Annotated in this window: 7 protein-coding genes; 6 read left to right on the plus strand and 1 reads right to left on the minus strand. The window is 42.8% G+C overall.

Translation table 11 applies throughout. The features are described 5' to 3' along the window. Positions 1–73 precede the first annotated feature (73 nt). From AB9N12_RS07810 to AB9N12_RS07835, 6 genes are all read left to right on the plus strand, one after another. Positions 74–3,253, plus strand: coding sequence for a SusC/RagA family TonB-linked outer membrane protein (locus AB9N12_RS07810; protein ID WP_369891139.1), 3,180 nt, complete (start codon positions 74–76; stop codon positions 3,251–3,253). Positions 3,254–3,273: 20 nt separating this feature from the next. After that, positions 3,274–5,160 carry a RagB/SusD family nutrient uptake outer membrane protein gene (locus tag AB9N12_RS07815; protein ID WP_369891141.1) on the plus strand — a complete coding sequence of 629 codons (1,887 nt, stop codon included), beginning with the start codon at positions 3,274–3,276 and terminating at the stop codon, positions 5,158–5,160. 22 nt (positions 5,161–5,182) lie between these two features. Next, positions 5,183–8,266, plus strand: coding sequence for a SusC/RagA family TonB-linked outer membrane protein (locus tag AB9N12_RS07820; RefSeq protein ID WP_369891143.1), 3,084 nt, complete (start codon positions 5,183–5,185; stop codon positions 8,264–8,266). Positions 8,267–8,291: 25 nt separating this feature from the next. After that, entirely contained in the window at positions 8,292–10,088 is a 1,797-nt protein-coding gene (locus tag AB9N12_RS07825; RefSeq protein WP_369891145.1) for a RagB/SusD family nutrient uptake outer membrane protein, read from the plus strand. Between the two features lie 29 nt (positions 10,089–10,117). Beyond that, positions 10,118–11,020 carry a BT_3987 domain-containing protein gene (locus AB9N12_RS07830; protein WP_369891147.1) on the plus strand — a complete coding sequence of 301 codons (903 nt, stop codon included), beginning with the start codon at positions 10,118–10,120 and terminating at the stop codon, positions 11,018–11,020. Between the two features lie 362 nt (positions 11,021–11,382). Continuing rightward, a complete protein-coding gene (locus AB9N12_RS07835) occupies positions 11,383–12,729 on the plus strand; it encodes an ATP-binding protein (protein ID WP_369891149.1) in 1,347 nt (448 codons plus the stop codon). A 6-nt stretch (positions 12,730–12,735) separates the two neighbouring features. Here the strand turns inward: AB9N12_RS07835 and AB9N12_RS07840 are convergent, their stop codons facing one another. Continuing rightward, a complete protein-coding gene (locus AB9N12_RS07840) occupies positions 12,736–16,749 on the minus strand; it encodes a two-component regulator propeller domain-containing protein (protein WP_369891150.1) in 4,014 nt (1,337 codons plus the stop codon). Positions 16,750–16,981: the final 232 nt, after the last annotated feature.

Genomic DNA, 16,981 nt, shown 5'->3' on the forward strand with positions numbered 1-16,981 from the left:
TATCATTTGAAGATTTTCCCGCTTAATTTGTGTCTTGAGATAAAGAATTTGTTAACAGTTAAAAATAATGTTTATGAAAAGAGACAGACTTTATTTTTCTTTCTTATGTCTTTGTTGCTTTTTGTTTTGTGCGCTGGACGTGCAGGCACAACAAGGCTATTGGAAGGGACAAGTGAAGGATGCAGTATCCGGTGAACCGATGATTGGCGTCAGTGTTCGTGTGAAAGGTACGGGAAGAGGTACGATTACTGATTTTGACGGTAATTTTACTGTGAAGGCATCGAAAGGAGACATACTTGTCATTTCTTATGTGGGTTATAAAACTTTGGAACTGGACTTAAAGAATAAAACGACTTTAGGAGTTATCTCTTTAGGAGAAGATACGGAGACATTGGAAGAAGTGGTAGTGGTTGGATACGGTGTACAGAAAAAGGTATCCAGTGTCGGTTCCATTGCCACAGCAAAAGGAGATGATTTATTAAAGATAGGTAGCGTGAACTCCGTTTCCGAAGCTTTGCAAGGTCAGATGCCTGGTGTGGTTGCCATTAACTCCACCTCAAAGCCGGGAGCTGATAAGGCTTCTTTGTTGATTCGTGGTAAGTCCACTTGGGGAGAAGCTGCTCCGTTAGTATTGGTAGACGGTATCGAACGCGATTTTAACGATGTTGACGTGAATGAAATTGAATCTATCTCCGTATTGAAAGATGCTTCGGCAACTGCGGTTTACGGTGTGAAAGGCGCGAACGGTGTGATCCTGTTAACAACCAAACGCGGACTCGAACAGAAACCGGAAATATCATTCACTGCAAACTTTGGTTTTAAACAACCTTCTGCTGCTCCTGAATGGTCTGACTATGTGACCTCTATGAAACAGCATAACAGAGCACAGGCTAACGATGGTAACTGGGGAGCAATGGTTCCCGAATCTACCATTGCCGCATGGGAAAATGCGTATGCTACCGGAAATTATGGTCCGTATAACGATGTCTTTCCCGAAGTGGACTGGTGGAAAGAACTGGTAAAGAATGTCGGTTATGAACAGGCTTATAATCTTAATGTACGCGGTGGCACGAAGAGAATGAGCTATTTCGTATCTTTGGGTTATTTACATGACGGAGATATTTTTAATACTACCAAACAAGAGGATTTCGACCCTTCCTTCTCCTACCGTCGTTATAACTGGCGTAGTAATTTCGATTTCAATATTACAAGTACCACTAAACTGTCGTTCAATGTGGCCGGTAAGATGGGTTATCAGAACCAACCGTCTTATTATGAGAATGTAGATTCTCCGGATGAGCGCTTTTTTAAAACGTTTTTTACAGCTCCAAGTAATGAATTTCCGATTAAATATAGCAATGGAATATGGGGAGACGGGTTAAGTTCCGATCAGAATATAGCTTGTTTGATGAACGAAGGAGGTAGTCGTAATATTAAACAGCATCAAGGTTTCTACGATGTAATCCTGAATCAGAAGCTGGACTTCATTACAAAGGGGTTATCATTGAAGGCATCCTTGTCTTATACGACTTCTTCATCATGGACTACCCAGTTGATGCCGGGTAAGATTTTGGGTAAAGATGATCTGGTTGCCCAGCGTACGCATATTCGTATCAATCGTGTGTATGATTACGTCAATCCTATTTACAATGCTGATGGAACCATTACTTATAATTATACAGAGAAGCGTTATCCGGATGAAAATGCTCCCGGAGATTTACCTGTCGGTGGTGTTTATGACGGTTTCAAGGCTTACGGACGTAAACTTTATTACGAATTAGCATTGAATTACAACCACCAGTTTGGCGATCACGATGTAAGTGCCTTGTTTGTGTTTAACCGTAAGATGAATGAATCGACTAATCAGAATGTGATGAACTTTCCGGCTTACGAAGAAGATTGGGTAGGTCGTGTGACTTACAACTTCAAAGAGCGTTATCTTGCCGAGTTTAACGGTGCTTATACCGGTTCGGAGAAGTTTGCTCCGGGGCGTCGTTTTGGTTTCTTTCCGTCCGCTTCTATCGGTTGGCGTATCAGTGAAGAACCATGGGTGAAGAAATGGACCAAAGGAATACTGACGAATTTGAAAGTACGTTATTCGTATGGGGTGGTTGGCAATGATAAAGGTGCTACCCGTTTTAACTATATCCAGAAATTTGAGCAACTATCTGCCAATGCGCAGTTTGGTAAGTATCAGACCAGTAATTGGGGACCTTTATACAAAGAAGGAAAACTGGCCGACCCCGATGCTACCTGGGAAGAATCTATCAAGCAAAATATCGGTATCGAAATAGGTTTGTGGGGCAAACTAAACTTTACTGTGGATTTGTTCGATGAAAAACGTAATAACATTCTGATGGCACGTAATACAATTCCGTCATGGGCCGATAGTGGTATTGATTTCCCGCAGGTGAATCTCGGTAAGACTAAAAATCACGGTCTTGAATTGGATATTGCCTGGAACGACCGTATCGGAAAGTTTAATTATTACGCGAAATTTAATTTTGCAACCAGTGAGAACCGTGTCGTCTTTATCGATGACCCGAAGAATCAGAGCGAATATTTGAAAAAAGCTGGAAAGTCAATCGGATATGTGAACAAATACCTGGCAACAGGAAACTTCCAGTCGTTGGATGATATTTATAACTCGGCGCAGTCTACTATTGCCAATGGTACACACAATACACTGATTCCAGGAGACTTGTACTACATCGATTATAATGGAGACGGTATGATTGACAGTAAAGATATGGTTCCGATGAAGGATTTGAATTATCCTGTAACTACACTCGGATTCACGTTGGGAGGATCTTACAAGGGAGTTGGATTCAATATGTTGTGGTACAGTGCCTTGGATGTTTATAAAGAAGCAATTCCTTCCTATTTATGGGACTTCCCGGAAGGTAATATCAAAGCTCAACCGAATACGTTGAATACATGGACAGCTGATGCTCCGATTCAAAGTGGTCCGGTTCGTCCCAGTATTCATGTTCAGAGAAGTTATAATTCGGTGGCCAGTACATACACATACACCAATCATGCTTATCTACGTCTGAAGAATCTGGAAGTGAATTATCAGATTCCGAAGCGTTGGTTGCAGCCTTTACGTCTGACAAAACTGCAAGTATATGTCAACGGTACCAATTTGTTGACGTTCTCAAAAGGCGATTCTCGTCGTGACCCCGAACATTCGGGACAGAATGTTTATCCGATGGTGAGACGTTATAATATTGGTTTTAGATTAGGATTATGAGACACTTTAAATTTACTGATATGAGAAGACATAAGTTGAATTGGATATGGATCATTCTATTGGGGCTGTTTGTTGGAAGCTGTGAGGACTATCTGGATCGCTCTCCTGATGACGGACTTTCCGAAGATGATGTTTATAAAGATTATAGCAGTTTGTTAGGGTTCATGGACCGCATCTTTCAAAATGATGATATCTTAATCTTTACACATGGTATCAACTCTTATTCGAATGCATACGTAACGGTAGGAAATTTATCGGATGAATATGCATCCGTTCGCGATAATGATCCGTCGAAGTTTGTCAATGCAGGCAACTGGCTGGAGAATGCCGGTACACGTTTCGAAATAGGAAGTAAAAGTGATGGGAAGAATTTTAAAAGTGCTATTTCTCGTGCCTATACCGGACTTCGCATCGTGAACCGTGTGATTAGCGGAGTAGATCAAGTGAAATCCATTACAGACGACCAAAGGAGAAAACTGTTGGGACAGGCTTATTTCCTGCGTGCCTACTTCTATTTTGAGATTATCAAACGATATGGTGGGATGCCTATCTTTGATCAACTATGGGGAGCATCGGACGACTTTGACTTTCCCCGTAAAACTTATCAGGAATCCAATGCGTGGATGCAGACTGACTTGGATAAGGCCATTGAATTTTTACCCATAAGCTGGCCTGATGAAGAACATGGACGACCTGACCGGGTGAGTGCTATGGCATTAAAAGCAATGACACAGCTTTATGCGGCCAGTCCTTTGATGCAGAACGACCTGAATACCATTGAAAACAAAGGATATGGAAAAGAAATGGCTGCCGAGGCTGCCCGCAGTGCACAGAAGGCTATCAACGCTATCGAAAGCCACGAATATTATCGTCTGATGAATCATGACGAATACCGCAGTATTCAGTTAATGCCTAATTCCAACCAGTTCGCACAGCCGGAATATTTATGGTTCCTGCGTTGGCATCACGGCAACTGGTCTGCCTTCGTCAGAGCACAATGGCTGACACAACCCTACGATAATAAAACCGGTGCCGAAGGTACTCCTTATAATGCTCCGACACAAAATGCGGTAGATATGTACGAACGCAAGGGAGCTGATGGGAAATACTATCCGATCACTGATCCGCGTTCCGGTTATGATGCGGTAAAGACTACCAATCCTTATTCGGATAGAGACCCCCGCTTCACTAATAATATCCTCGTGCCCGGTGAGCAATGGGGAAAAAATTTACAAGGTGTTCCCCATTATCTGACTACTTATTCGGGCGGTTATTCCGAGAACTTCATTTCTACCAACCAGTTTACGAGAGGTTCTCAACAGACTGGATATATGTGTAAGAAGTTCATTTGGCCGGAAGCAAGTGTTCCTCTGTTTGGCGAAGCTGGTTTTCAATTATATCGTCTGGTGGCTGTGTACATTCGTGTTTCACAAGTCTATCTGGATATGGCAGAGGCTTCATACGAAGCGACAGGTGATCCGGATGCAGTTGTTACAGGTTGTACGATGTCGGCCCGTCAGGCTTTGAATAAAATCCGTGTAAGAGCCGGAATCGGTGAGTTGCCGGATGGAGTGGACTTTAGAGAAGCTTATCGTCGGGAACGTGGTGTGGAATTGATGTTCGAAGGACATCGCTGGTATGATATCCGCCGCTGGATGATTGCTGAAGACTTGTTCAAGGGTGAATATCCGATTATGGGTGTCAAAGCAACTCCGATCAATCATTCTTATACGGCCGACCAGTTGAAAGTGGAAAAAGCTTGCACTTATAAGCTGACCGACTTTACTTACGAGTATGTTCCGGTGAGGACAGCCGTGCGTACGTTTAATAAGCGTAATTATTGGTATCCGCTGCCTATGGATGAAGTGGCAGCTTTGGATAATCTTCAACAGAATCCCGGATGGTGATACCTAAAATAAAGAAAAGTATATGAGAAACAAGATTAGATATATAAGACTGATAGGGTTCATATTTGTCCTTATCGTTGGCTCTAGCCTGACTTTCGCACAGAATAAATCAAAGAGAAAGTCGATGAAGAAGCCTTTGGTGGAAATAGTTTCTATTGTTACCGACGAGAAAGGTAGCCCGTTGAAGAATGTTTCTATCATTTGTGGAGAAGGCGCAGTTGTTCTGTATACAGATGCAAAGGGAAGTTTTCAGACGAAGGTCGAGAATGACGCAACCGTCATGGTAGAGGCTTTGGGATATGAAGATAAAGTGTATAAGTTGACAGGCAGCAATATCGTTCCTGAAAAGATTGTACTGAAGAAAGAGCCTCTGTTCCTGACCGAAGAAGCGTTAGTGAACAGAGCCGATGGTGGCAAGACGTATAAAGGGAATGAAGTAGGCGCAACGAGCGTACTGGAGAACGGAAAGTTCGGAACGTTCCCAGATTTGACGCTGACTAATATGCTGCAAGGTAAAATGTTAGGTTTACAGGTCCGTTCTACGGTCAGCGGATTGGGGAATAATACACCTGATTTATTTATCCGTGGCCAGCATGGTATGTCGGACAATACGGCTATCGTTATTATTGACGGTGTCGAACGTCCGGTAGCGGATCTGATTCCTGAAGAAATCGAGCGTATCGAGTTGCTGAAAGATGCCACTGCCAAGATTCTTTACGGAGCACGTGCTGCGAATGGGGTACTTTGGGTGACTACCCGCAGAGGAAAGGCCAACCGCCGCATTTATAATGCAACCGCTGAAGCGGGTGTGATACAGATGACGCGTACTCCTGATTTCCTGAATTCTTATCAGTATGCTAATCTGTATAATGAAGCGCGTGCAAACGACGGACTGACTCCTTACTATAATCAGAAACAACTGGAAGGATATAAAAACTCCAAAGGAGCCAATGACCTATTGTATCCGAACGTTGATCTGTACGATCAGTTGTTGAACAAGAATGCCAACTATCGGAAAGTATCGTTCGATATGACGGGGGGTACCGACAGAGTGCGTTATGCTTTGATTGCCGGATATGTAGGAGGTAGCGGATTTGAAGACGTTACCTATACTCCGCAACTGCACCGCCTGACTCTTCGCGGAAACCTCGATTTCAATGTAACGGATTTTCTGGCTATATCCGCAGATGTTGCCGGACGTATGGAGATGCGTAAATGGGGACAATTGGATTGTGGTCAGGTATTCACGGCTTTGTCTACGCATCGTCCGAATGAATACCCGCTGACTATGTCACCGGAAGAAACCGGACTGGCCAGTTCGGACGGAATTCCATTGTTCGGTGCAAGTCTGTTGCGTCCGATGAATGCATACGCGGAAACGATGTACGGAGGATATACGGATGAACGTTATACACGCAGCCAGACCAATATCGGTTTGAAATTCGATCTTGATATGCTGATAAAAGGCTTGAAAGCCGGTGCTTTCCTTTCTTTCGACAACTATGATTACTTGCAACTCTCTTTGAGCAAAGTCTATCCGACGTATGCCATCAAGACATATCGTGACTTTGCCGGTGAGGAACAAATCATGTATACTCAGATGAAGAAAACAGATGTAGCTACTTCACAAAGCAGGAAGTCAACTACCTTGCAACAGACATTGGGGTGGAACGCCTTTGCTGCATACGAGAATACATTCAACCAAAAGCACGATGTATCGGCACGGTTGACTTATATGTACTCGAAAACAACGAGTCAGGGAGTGGCTCAGGACATTATCAATGCCAACTATGCATTGCGTCTGAACTATATGTATGACCATCGCTATGTTGTGGAAGCGGATATGGCATTGATGGGAAGCAACCGCTTTAAACCGGGAAATAAATACTTCTTCTCTGCAGCAGGCGGTCTTGCCTGGATTCTAAGTAATGAAGATTTCTTGAAAGACAATGAATACGTGAACTTTCTGAAACTGAAAACCAGTGCCGGTGTTTTGGGATATGACAGAAGTACGGAACATTTATTGTATGAACGTGCCTGGGTACAAGACGGCAACTTCCGCTTTGGAACGACGAATAATGGTGCTACGGCTTACTATTCTACTTTTGTCCGTGCCGGTAATCCGAACCTGAAATGGGAAAAGGTGGCAGAATGGAACATCGGTGTGGAAGGTCTGTTCCTGAACAACCGCTTATATACCGAAATGAACTATTTTCGTGAGAAACATACGGACATCATTGGTTCTGTCGATGCCTCTTACGGGGATTATACAGGCAACTTTACCTACCAGGATAATATGGGTTCCGTCTTGAATCACGGTATAGAAGGAATATTCACCTGGAGTGACCGTGTCAACGACTGGTCTTATTCGGTAGGAGCCAATTTCGTATGGTCAAAGAATAAAGTATTGAAATGGAACCAGGTGAAACATGGGGAGGAATATCGCTATACAGTGGGGCGTTCTACCGATGCTATGATGGGACTGGCTGCCGAAGGATTATTGGGCAAAGATATAGACATTAACGGACATGCAGTCCAGACGTTTGCCGATTATCAGGAAGGCGACATCGCCTACAAAGACCTGAACGGCGATAAGATCATTGACGGTCGTGACGTAAAGGAACTCGGCAATTCATTCCCGCGTACCACATTGGGTATCGACTTCAATGTAAATTACAAGGGCTGGGGATTGTATCTTCAGGGATATTCCGAATTGGGTGTTCACACCTGGGCAACGAATGCCTATTACTGGAACAATGGAGAAGGTAAATACTCCAAACTGGCATTAGACCGTTATCATCCGGTAAACAACCCGACCGGAAGTTATCCGCGCCTGACAACTACTGCCGGTGCGAACAATTTCCGCAATTCTTCTTTCTGGTTGAAGAATACAAGCTTCTTCCGTATGAAGAATGTTGAATTGAGCTACACGTTCAATCAGTTCTCCTCGAGTTCGGTAGTGAAGAAGATGAAGATTTTTGCTCGTGGTGCAAACTTGTTCGTGCTTTCTTCCGTGAAGGATTTGGATCCTGAATTGCTGAATGCCGGTGTGACAAACTATCCGGTGACGCGTACTTTTACAGGCGGAGTCTCTTTTGTATTTTAATTTTAAACAATTAATAGATGGCAATATGAAATATATATTAGGAAGTTGCGTTTTAGCAGGTCTGTTTCTCTTTTGTGCTTGTGACGACACATTGGATACAAAGGTGACATGGCAGATCGGAGACTCTGATACTTGGAGAGTGCCGGAACTTGCTCAAGGCGTACTATATAAAGCTTATAATGGCATAGCCAACCGTCCGGATTGTTTTGACAATAACTTTCTGGATTGTGCTACTGATAATGCAGTGACTAATTTGCGCAGCTCTTCTGTCTATAAATTAAGTATGGGCGGTATGACGGCGTTTAACAACCCGATCGGAAACTGGAGCAATGCGTACAACATGCTGAACTATGTAAACTCTTTCCTCGAAAACGGCCTGACCGACCAAGTTCAGTACAACTGCGCTGATCCGGAAGTGGATAAGCAAATCAAGCTGCGTCTGAAAGGTGAATCGTATTTCCTGCGTGCATGGTGGCATTTTGAGCTATTGAAGATGTACGGTGGAAAGGCGAAGAATGGAAAAGCGTTGGGTATTCCGTTGGCAGATCATTTTATTTCGCAGGATGAGGCCGCACAAAACGGTGAGTTTCTCCGTCCTACTTATCAGGCAACAATCGATTTTATCATTAACGATTTGGATAATGCCATCGAATTATTGCCGAACGTATATCAGGGAGATGACCTAGAGTTTGGTAATACACAAATCGGCCGTGCTACGAAAGCGGCGGCAGCTGTTCTGAAAAGTCGCGCGCTTTTATATAGCGCAAGCCCTGCCATGCAGGATGATGACGTAACGAAAATCACCGGCATGGGACAATTCGAAATACTGAATCCTACGGTTTATCAGGCAAAATGGGAAGCGGTAGCCAAAGAGATCAATAAGATTTTGGGCATGGAAGGTTTCGGAACTTATGTTCCTGTTACGGCTTCCTCCATTGCCGATGTGAAGACCGAAAGTTCCGATTATGCTTTCCGCAAATATTTTAATAGTAATCTACTGGAAGGTCTTCATTTCCCACCGTTCTACTACGGAAGTGCCCGTGCCACTCCTTCTCATAATCTGGTAAAGGCTTTTTATGCGAAGAATGGCTATCCGGCAACCGATGTTCGTTCCGGTGTCGATCTGTCTGATCCAGATTTCGATCTGACACAGCTCTATGCCGTGCTGGATAATCGTTTTGCACTGAATGTCTATTATCATAGTGCTATATTTGGCGATTCCGGCCAGCCGTTGGATATGTCCGAGGGTGGAAAAGATTCTCCTTCGTTTAGTGAGAATGCTACACGTACCGGTTATTACCTGGCTAAATTTGTTTCCAAGAAATCGGCTATGCTGAATCCGATTCAGACATTAAACTCGGTTCATTACAATCCTTTGTTACGGAAATCGGAAGTTCTTCTTAACTTTGCCGAAGCTGCCAATGAGGCTTGGGGCAACCCGACGGTGAAAGCCGAAGGATGTCTGTATTCTGCATACGAAATATTGAAAACAATCCGTTCGCAAGCCGGGGGTATCAACTTTGATCTTTATCTGGATGAAATGGCTCAAAGTAAGGACTCGTTCAGAAAGCTGATTCAGAACGAACGTCGCTTGGAATTTACTTTTGAGAATCATCGTTATTTTGATATGCGTCGCTGGGTATTGCCATTGAACGAAGAGGTGGAGGGAGTGGCCGTTACCCGCAATGAGGACGGTACATTCAGCTTCAAAGTACAGAAAGTGGAACAACGGAAATATGAAGTGAAAAACTATTTCATGCCGCTACCGTATGCAGAGCTGGAAAAGAATAAGAATCTAATGAATAATCAGGGTTGGGAATGATATGCTGTTGATATAAATACTTATTTACAATGAAAAGACTAAATATATTATGGATAGGGCTGATAAGCGTTCTGATGACTGCTTGTTATGACGATTATGAAAAGGACTACGATAAGAGTTCTGTGTACTTTGCTTCGCAAAAACCTTTGCGGACACTGGTAGCCGACACAGATATGTCGATAAAGGTGGGAGTGGCTATTGGTGGTAAAAGGGAGGTGCATACCGATGATTGGGTTACGTTCGAGATCGATCCGTCTTTACTGGATGGTACGGGCTTGACACTGATGCCGGAAAACTATTATCAGTTGGCTAATCCGAACAAGATGACAATTAGCAATCCGAATCTGGCAATAGCAGATGTGAAAGTGACTTTCTCTGATGCCTTCTATAATGACAATGCCGCTTTGAATAAGCACTATGCAATCCCTTTCCGTTTGGTCGATCACAATCAGGATGGAGTAACCACCGATGTGAATGGCAATTTGAAGGATTACAGTATTGTAGTAGTCAAGTTCGTCAGTCAGTATCACGGCACCTACTTTGTGAAAGGGAAAGTTACCAACTTATCCACCCAGCAGGTGACTGAATACAATAACAAGGATTTGAGTCAGAATATGACCCGCGACTTTGTTTCATTAGGCAGAAACAAGGTACGCAGACCGGGCTTCGGACAAACGTTGGAAAACAATGAATCAGTGATTCTGACAGTCAATTCAGATGGAAGTGTTACTATCGAGGCTGGGGGAAGTGTCGCTATCGAAGATGCATCCGCCACATTAGATCCTTCAGCTGAATCGCTGGATTTTGTAGGGAAACAGCCTAAGTTTACGCTTTCTTATAAATATACGAAAGGCGGTGTTACTTATCAGGTCAATGAAGAACTGATTCGTCGTCAGAATCCGGAAGCCGATTTACGCTTCCAGGAATGGTAAAAGAGGAGCAATAAAAGTTGATAAAATAGGTATTAATCAATTTATAAGTGTCCACAGTTGCAGTTTTAGATACAAACACGAACCAGTGTAGTGCTGCGACAAATTTTTCGCAAGATGTTTTTGGGCACGGATTACACGGATTTCGCGGTTTTAAGAAATCAACTAATTAAAAACCATGTTAATCTGTGTAATCCGTGCCCAAAATATATTCCTTTCTTAGATGGCAAACAGCCGAGTTTGCCAAAGAATTAGTGGATATCGGCAAATCTATATAAAAACATTTGGTGGATAACGGCATTTTGGCTTAAAACATTTGGTGGAATCGAATTCAAGGAGTATATTTGCTATTAAAATTGTAATCAATGGGAGATAATACAATCTATTTCAAGAGAAAAATGTACGACGCCATGCTAAAATGGAAATCCGAGCGTAATGGTGATACTGCTTTACTGATACAAGGAGCACGCCGTATAGGTAAATCTACAATAGCGGAGGAATTTGCCCGTAATGAGTATAAATCATACATTTTGATAGACTTTTCAAAAGTATCTGAGGAGGTAAGTGATTTATTCAATGATATTTCAGATTTGAATTATCTGTTCCTTAGATTGCAATTTATTTACCAAGTGCATTTACATGAAAGAGAATCGGTAATTATATTTGATGAGGTGCAGTTGCAACCTCTCGCAAGACAAGCTATCAAACATTTGGTGAAAGATCATCGATATGATTATATTGAAACAGGTTCATTGATATCCGTCCGCTCGAAGAGTCGCAATATAATCATCCCAAGTGAAGAGACAAAAGTTAATATGTACCCTATGGATTATGAGGAGTTTAGATGGGCCCTTGGTGATACAACGACCATTCCATTATTACGTACTACTTTTGAAAAGAAGATGCCATTAGGAGATGCTGTTCATCGCAAACTTATGCGAGATTTTCGTCTGTATATGCTTGTGGGAGGGATGCCACAAGCTGTAGCGGCATATATTAAAACGAATAATTTTTCAGATGTTGATTTGGCAAAGCGAGATATCATTGCTCTATATGAAGAAGATTTTGGGAAAATTGATGATTCAGGAAGAGCTAAAGCGATGTATGATGCAATACCTGCCCAGTTAAGCAGGAATACATTACGCTACCAGGTAGGCAAAGCTATTCCGGATGAAAAAGTAGAAAGGGTAATAAACATCGTAAAGGATATGGAGGATTCGATGACAACTAACATTGCATTCCATACAGATGACCCGAACGCAGGCTTAGCTCTGACAAAAAATGAAGAATACTTCAAGATGTACGCATCAGATACAGGTTTGTTTGTTACGCTTGCATTTATGGATAGCAATTATACAGAAAATATTATATATAATAAGTTACTAAACGATAAACTTAGTACTAATTTAGGATATGTATACGAGAATGTCATCGCCCAAATGTTAAAGGCTGCAGGAAAGAATTTATTCTATCATACAATTCCATACGCCGAAGGAAAGAAGTATTATGAGGTTGATTTTATCATTGCTGATAAGCATAAGATATCCCCTATTGAGGTGAAATCCTCGGGGTACAAGTCTCACAAATCATTAGACGAGTTCTGCATTAAATTCTCTGATCGTATAATGAATAAGTATTTGATATATACAAAAGATTTAAAAAGGGGAAATGGCATTGATTATATTCCGGTCTACATGACAATGTTTTTATAGCAGCAATTATAACTTTAGCTGTTTGAGAAACTCGGTCGGAGTGATATTAAATTCCTTTTTGAAACATTTTGTAAAGTAGTTCGGGTCTGATATACCGACAGCGAATGAAGCTTCGGAAACATTCATGCCGTTCAGTAAATGGGTTTTAGCTTCCTTCATCTTGATGGTACGTATAAACTGTGTGATGGAGCATCCCGTGAGCGATTTCAGTTTCATGTGCAGCAGGCTACGGCTGATACGAAGATGAGCTGTGATTTCGGTTACTCCGAAGTCTTCCTTGGTTAGGTTCGCCATAATAAGCTCCACCAGTTCTTTCATAAATACCTCATCTCTTGGATTGTTGGTGATTTGTTTGATGTTCAGTTCCTCCGCCTGTTTGAAGTGTTCGATATTCTGCTTCCGGCTCTTTTGAATATTCTGTACCAGCAACTCCAGATTCTTGGCGTTGAAAGGTTTGGTGATATACGCATCGGCTCCCCGCAGGTAACCTTCCGTATGGTCGTTTTCATCCGTCTTGGCAGTCAGGAGGATGACGGGGATATGGCTGGTCGCTACGTCTTGCTTGACACGTTCCGTGAATTCCAAGCCGTCCATCACCGGCATCATTATATCCGATATAATGAGATTAGGCAGCTGTTTGGCTATCTTCTTGCAGGCTTCCGCACCGTTATACACCCGTATAATATCATATTTCTCACTGAATATGCTGGCGAGATAATCATTCATCTCTTTATTGTCCTCCACAATCATGATAGATTCCCTGCAGGAGTCTTTCTCTTTGTTGGTCAGCTTTTCGGGGATGAGTTCGATGGTTTCCTTGATTCGCTGGTTATATTTCTGTATTTCTTCGGTCGTGATGTTTTCGGACGAGCGTTCATCGGGGCTATAAGCATCTTCCGATACATTCAGAGTAACAATAAAGTCCGAACCTTCGTTGACTTCGCTTTCTACCCGGATTTCACCTTTGTGCATGTGTATGAGCGAACGCGTAAGCGATAATCCCAGTCCGAATCCTTCGCGATGGTCGCGCTTCTCAACTTGGTAATAACTTTCAAATATTTGTTCTTGAGCTTCTTTAGGAATCCCCCTGCCATTGTCTTTTACAGAAATTTGCACAAATGTCCCTTTCTCTTCTTTTGTCAGTTTGGCACTCAACTTGACGTATCCGCCGGACTGGGTATATTTAAATGCGTTTGAGAGCAAGTTATAAAGAATCCGTTCCAGCTTGGAGGGAGAGAACCATACTTCCTCTTCGGTGTCTTCCAGATTGATGATAAAGTCAATTTCCCGTTCTCCGGCTACAATGTCGAAGATGTGCGACAGTTCTTCCAGGAAGTGCATGATGTCTCCTTTCCGGACGCTGATACGCATTTGTTTCATCTCGATTTTACTGAATGTCAATAGTTCGTTAATCAGATAATTCATCCGGTTGGCATTGCGATAGACGACTTCCAGTTTTTCTTTATCGTTGTTGCTGATTTGTGGCTGCTGGATCAACCGTTGCAGAGGTGATAAAATCAGGGTTAGCGGAGTTTTCAGATCATGAGAAATGTATGTGAAGAAATTGATTTTCTGTCGATTCATATTTTCTATGTTGACGCGCTGTTCATGCTCTGTTTTCAGTCGCATGAGCAGGATGATACGCGTTTTGGTATATCTGTATGCGGCGTAAATGATGAATAGAAGGAGTAGTACATAAATTAAATATGCTTCCGGAGAGAGCCACCAGGGAGGAAGGATGCTGATGGTAAGGTTCTTTTGCCCCGTTTCGTCCCAGTAGATACCGTCTTTGCTGGCTTTGATCTTTAAGATATATCTTCCCGAAGGCAGATTGGAGAAGCGTACCTGATGCTGGTTGCCTACAAACTGCCAGTCCTTGTCGATGCCTTCCATTTTCATCGCATATTGAGTGTTGTCGGTATATTGATAATTCAATCCGGAATATTCGAGACGCAGGGATTGGGCTTGTTCGTGCGTCAGGGTGATTTCTGTCAGTTCGGAGACGGAGGAAGGGATGGACGCCTTCTTATTGTTGGGTGACATATATTCGCTGTTGCTCCAAATGGCGGTTAGTGCAATGTTGAAATGTGGATTGACGGAGTGTACCTGTTCCGGATAGAAAGAAATCATACCGTTGATGGTTCCGAAATATAGTTCTCCGTCAGGCTTTTTGCAGGCGGAGGAGTAGTTAAATTGATTGATGGGCAATCCGTCGGCCGTGGTATATCGGTCAATGCTTCCTGTTGAGGAATTGATACAACAAAGTCCATTTCCGGTACCTACCCAGATATTACTCATTTCATCTTCTATGATGCCTTTAATGGCATTGGAGCCCAACTGCTCTTTGCTGTAAGAAGCGATGATATTTCCATTGCGGTCTGATACATAAAGCCCGTTGTTGTCTGTTCCTATCCATATCCGTTGATGTGAATCGGGGTAGATATAGGTTATGTAGAGATCGGTGTACGGCAAGATAGGGAGCGAGGTAACTTTCAGTGTATGGGTGTTTATCTGGAACATACTGCCTTTTCGCGTTCCTGCCCAAAGTATGCTGTCATTGAATTGTACCAAGTTAAATACACGTAGCGGTGAAATCTTTTCCGGACGGGCATTGGCTTTTTTCTTGTCGATCAGGAATAAGCCTGAAGGACCTCCATACCAAACGTGGTCATTCTTGTCTCCGATGATGCAGAAGCCGGACGAAACTTGCTCCGATAATAGATTATAGTTCACCGTGCGGTTCAGATGCGGTATATAGTGAAGAGCTCCTTTCAGGAACAATCCGAGCCATAGGCTGTTATCTTTGTCGAGCCATAGAGAGTGTATGTTCTTGGCGTATATTTGCATCTGTTTGTGAAGCCGTTCGGCGCGGGTAATCTCTTTTTTACTGTTCAGGTAATTCAGTCCGCCATCCTCTGTGGCGATGTACAAACCGTTGTCCGGCGCATTGATAATCTGGCGGACTGCTTTTCCGCTCAAATGATTGAAGCTGCTTCCGTAAGGATAGATCCGGAACTGGTCGGAGCCGAATATATAATAGTTGACTCCTCCGAAATAGGTTCCCACCCACATATTGTGGGCCTTATCCTGATAAAGACTGTAAATAGGAGAATCGTTCAAAGCACTTAAATCCCGTTCGGATTGTTCGTAATGTGCAATCAGTTGGTAGAGTTTGTTGAACACGAAGATGCCATACTCCGTTCCTACCCATATATTTCCGGTATAGTCGGTTGACGTACACCGGAAATCTTTCACTTCGAGGTCTTTTGAGAGATTACACAGGGTGTTGCTTTGTATGTGGTAGACGAAGAAATCACTATTGGTATTCAACAAAAGCTGGTTGGACGAGATCAGGACAGCTTTGTTACATTGTTGTGCAAAAGGCTGGATGAGAGTAGGGAGGGAAACGAACTGTTTCTTCTCCAGACTATATCGCATCAGTCCTTTGTTGGTGTCTATCCACAGGGTCTTGTCTCCGTCCTCTGCGAAGTATCTCACATGGGACTTCTCTTCATTGAGCAGGAAAGGAACGAACAGGCTATCTTTTTCATTGTAACGGTAGAGTCCGTTGCTGCAGGCCGCCAGGAGCGTCCCGTTGCTGGTGTTCAGGAAACAAACATCATCTTTGGTGTTACCTTTCAACCGGTAACGGCTGAAATCTTCTGTCTCGTAGTCATAGCTGCAGATGCCCTGATCGGTAGAGATCCATAAAACATTGCGGAGTGAGTCATTGTACAGACGGGTGATGAAGTCATGGCAGAGTGAAGTGCTGTCGGCTTCATTGTGCGCGAACAGGTTGATATTATAACCGTCAAACCGGCACAAACCATTACGTGTGCCAAACCAGATGAATCCGTGATTGTCCTGTGTGATTGCATTAATGGTATTATGCGGAAGTCCTTCGGTTATGCTTAACTGTTTGAAGCGTATATTATTATATTGTATCTGTCCCGTCAACAGGCATGTATTTAAGAGCACGAAACTGAATAAGAGTATGAATTTAACTAAGGTGGTTCTCATGGCTTCACGGATTTAATTTCACGACCTAAAGATACGTCTTTTTTTGTTTGGAACAGTCGTAGGATTGTTCAAACGGGCAGCACTCATGTTTAAATTATTGTCCGGTAGCTGATTTTTATACATGATTGCAGGTATTAAGCATTATTTTTCTGTTTTTCTTGGATAGAAAAGACCACATTTGCAATGTGAAACTCTAAAAACACAATGCTATGAATCATCCGACATTCAAATC

The organism is Bacteroides sp. AN502(2024) (assembly GCF_041227145.1).
Lineage (GTDB): Bacteria > Bacteroidota > Bacteroidia > Bacteroidales > Bacteroidaceae > Bacteroides.

Bases quoted from the DNA above. Each gene is read 5' to 3' on its own strand.
- AB9N12_RS07810 (WP_369891139.1), top strand. From the start codon at position 74: ATGAAAAGAGACAGACTTTATTTTTCTTTCTTATGTCTTTGTTGCTTT.
- AB9N12_RS07825 (WP_369891145.1), top strand. From the start codon at position 8,292: ATGAAATATATATTAGGAAGTTGCGTTTTAGCAGGTCTGTTTCTCTTT.
- AB9N12_RS07835 (WP_369891149.1), top strand. From the start codon at position 11,383: ATGGGAGATAATACAATCTATTTCAAGAGAAAAATGTACGACGCCATG.
- AB9N12_RS07820 (WP_369891143.1), top strand. From the start codon at position 5,183: ATGAGAAACAAGATTAGATATATAAGACTGATAGGGTTCATATTTGTC.
- AB9N12_RS07840 (WP_369891150.1), bottom strand. From the start codon at position 16,749: ATGAGAACCACCTTAGTTAAATTCATACTCTTATTCAGTTTCGTGCTC.
- AB9N12_RS07830 (WP_369891147.1), top strand. From the start codon at position 10,118: ATGAAAAGACTAAATATATTATGGATAGGGCTGATAAGCGTTCTGATG.
- AB9N12_RS07815 (WP_369891141.1), top strand. From the start codon at position 3,274: ATGAGAAGACATAAGTTGAATTGGATATGGATCATTCTATTGGGGCTG.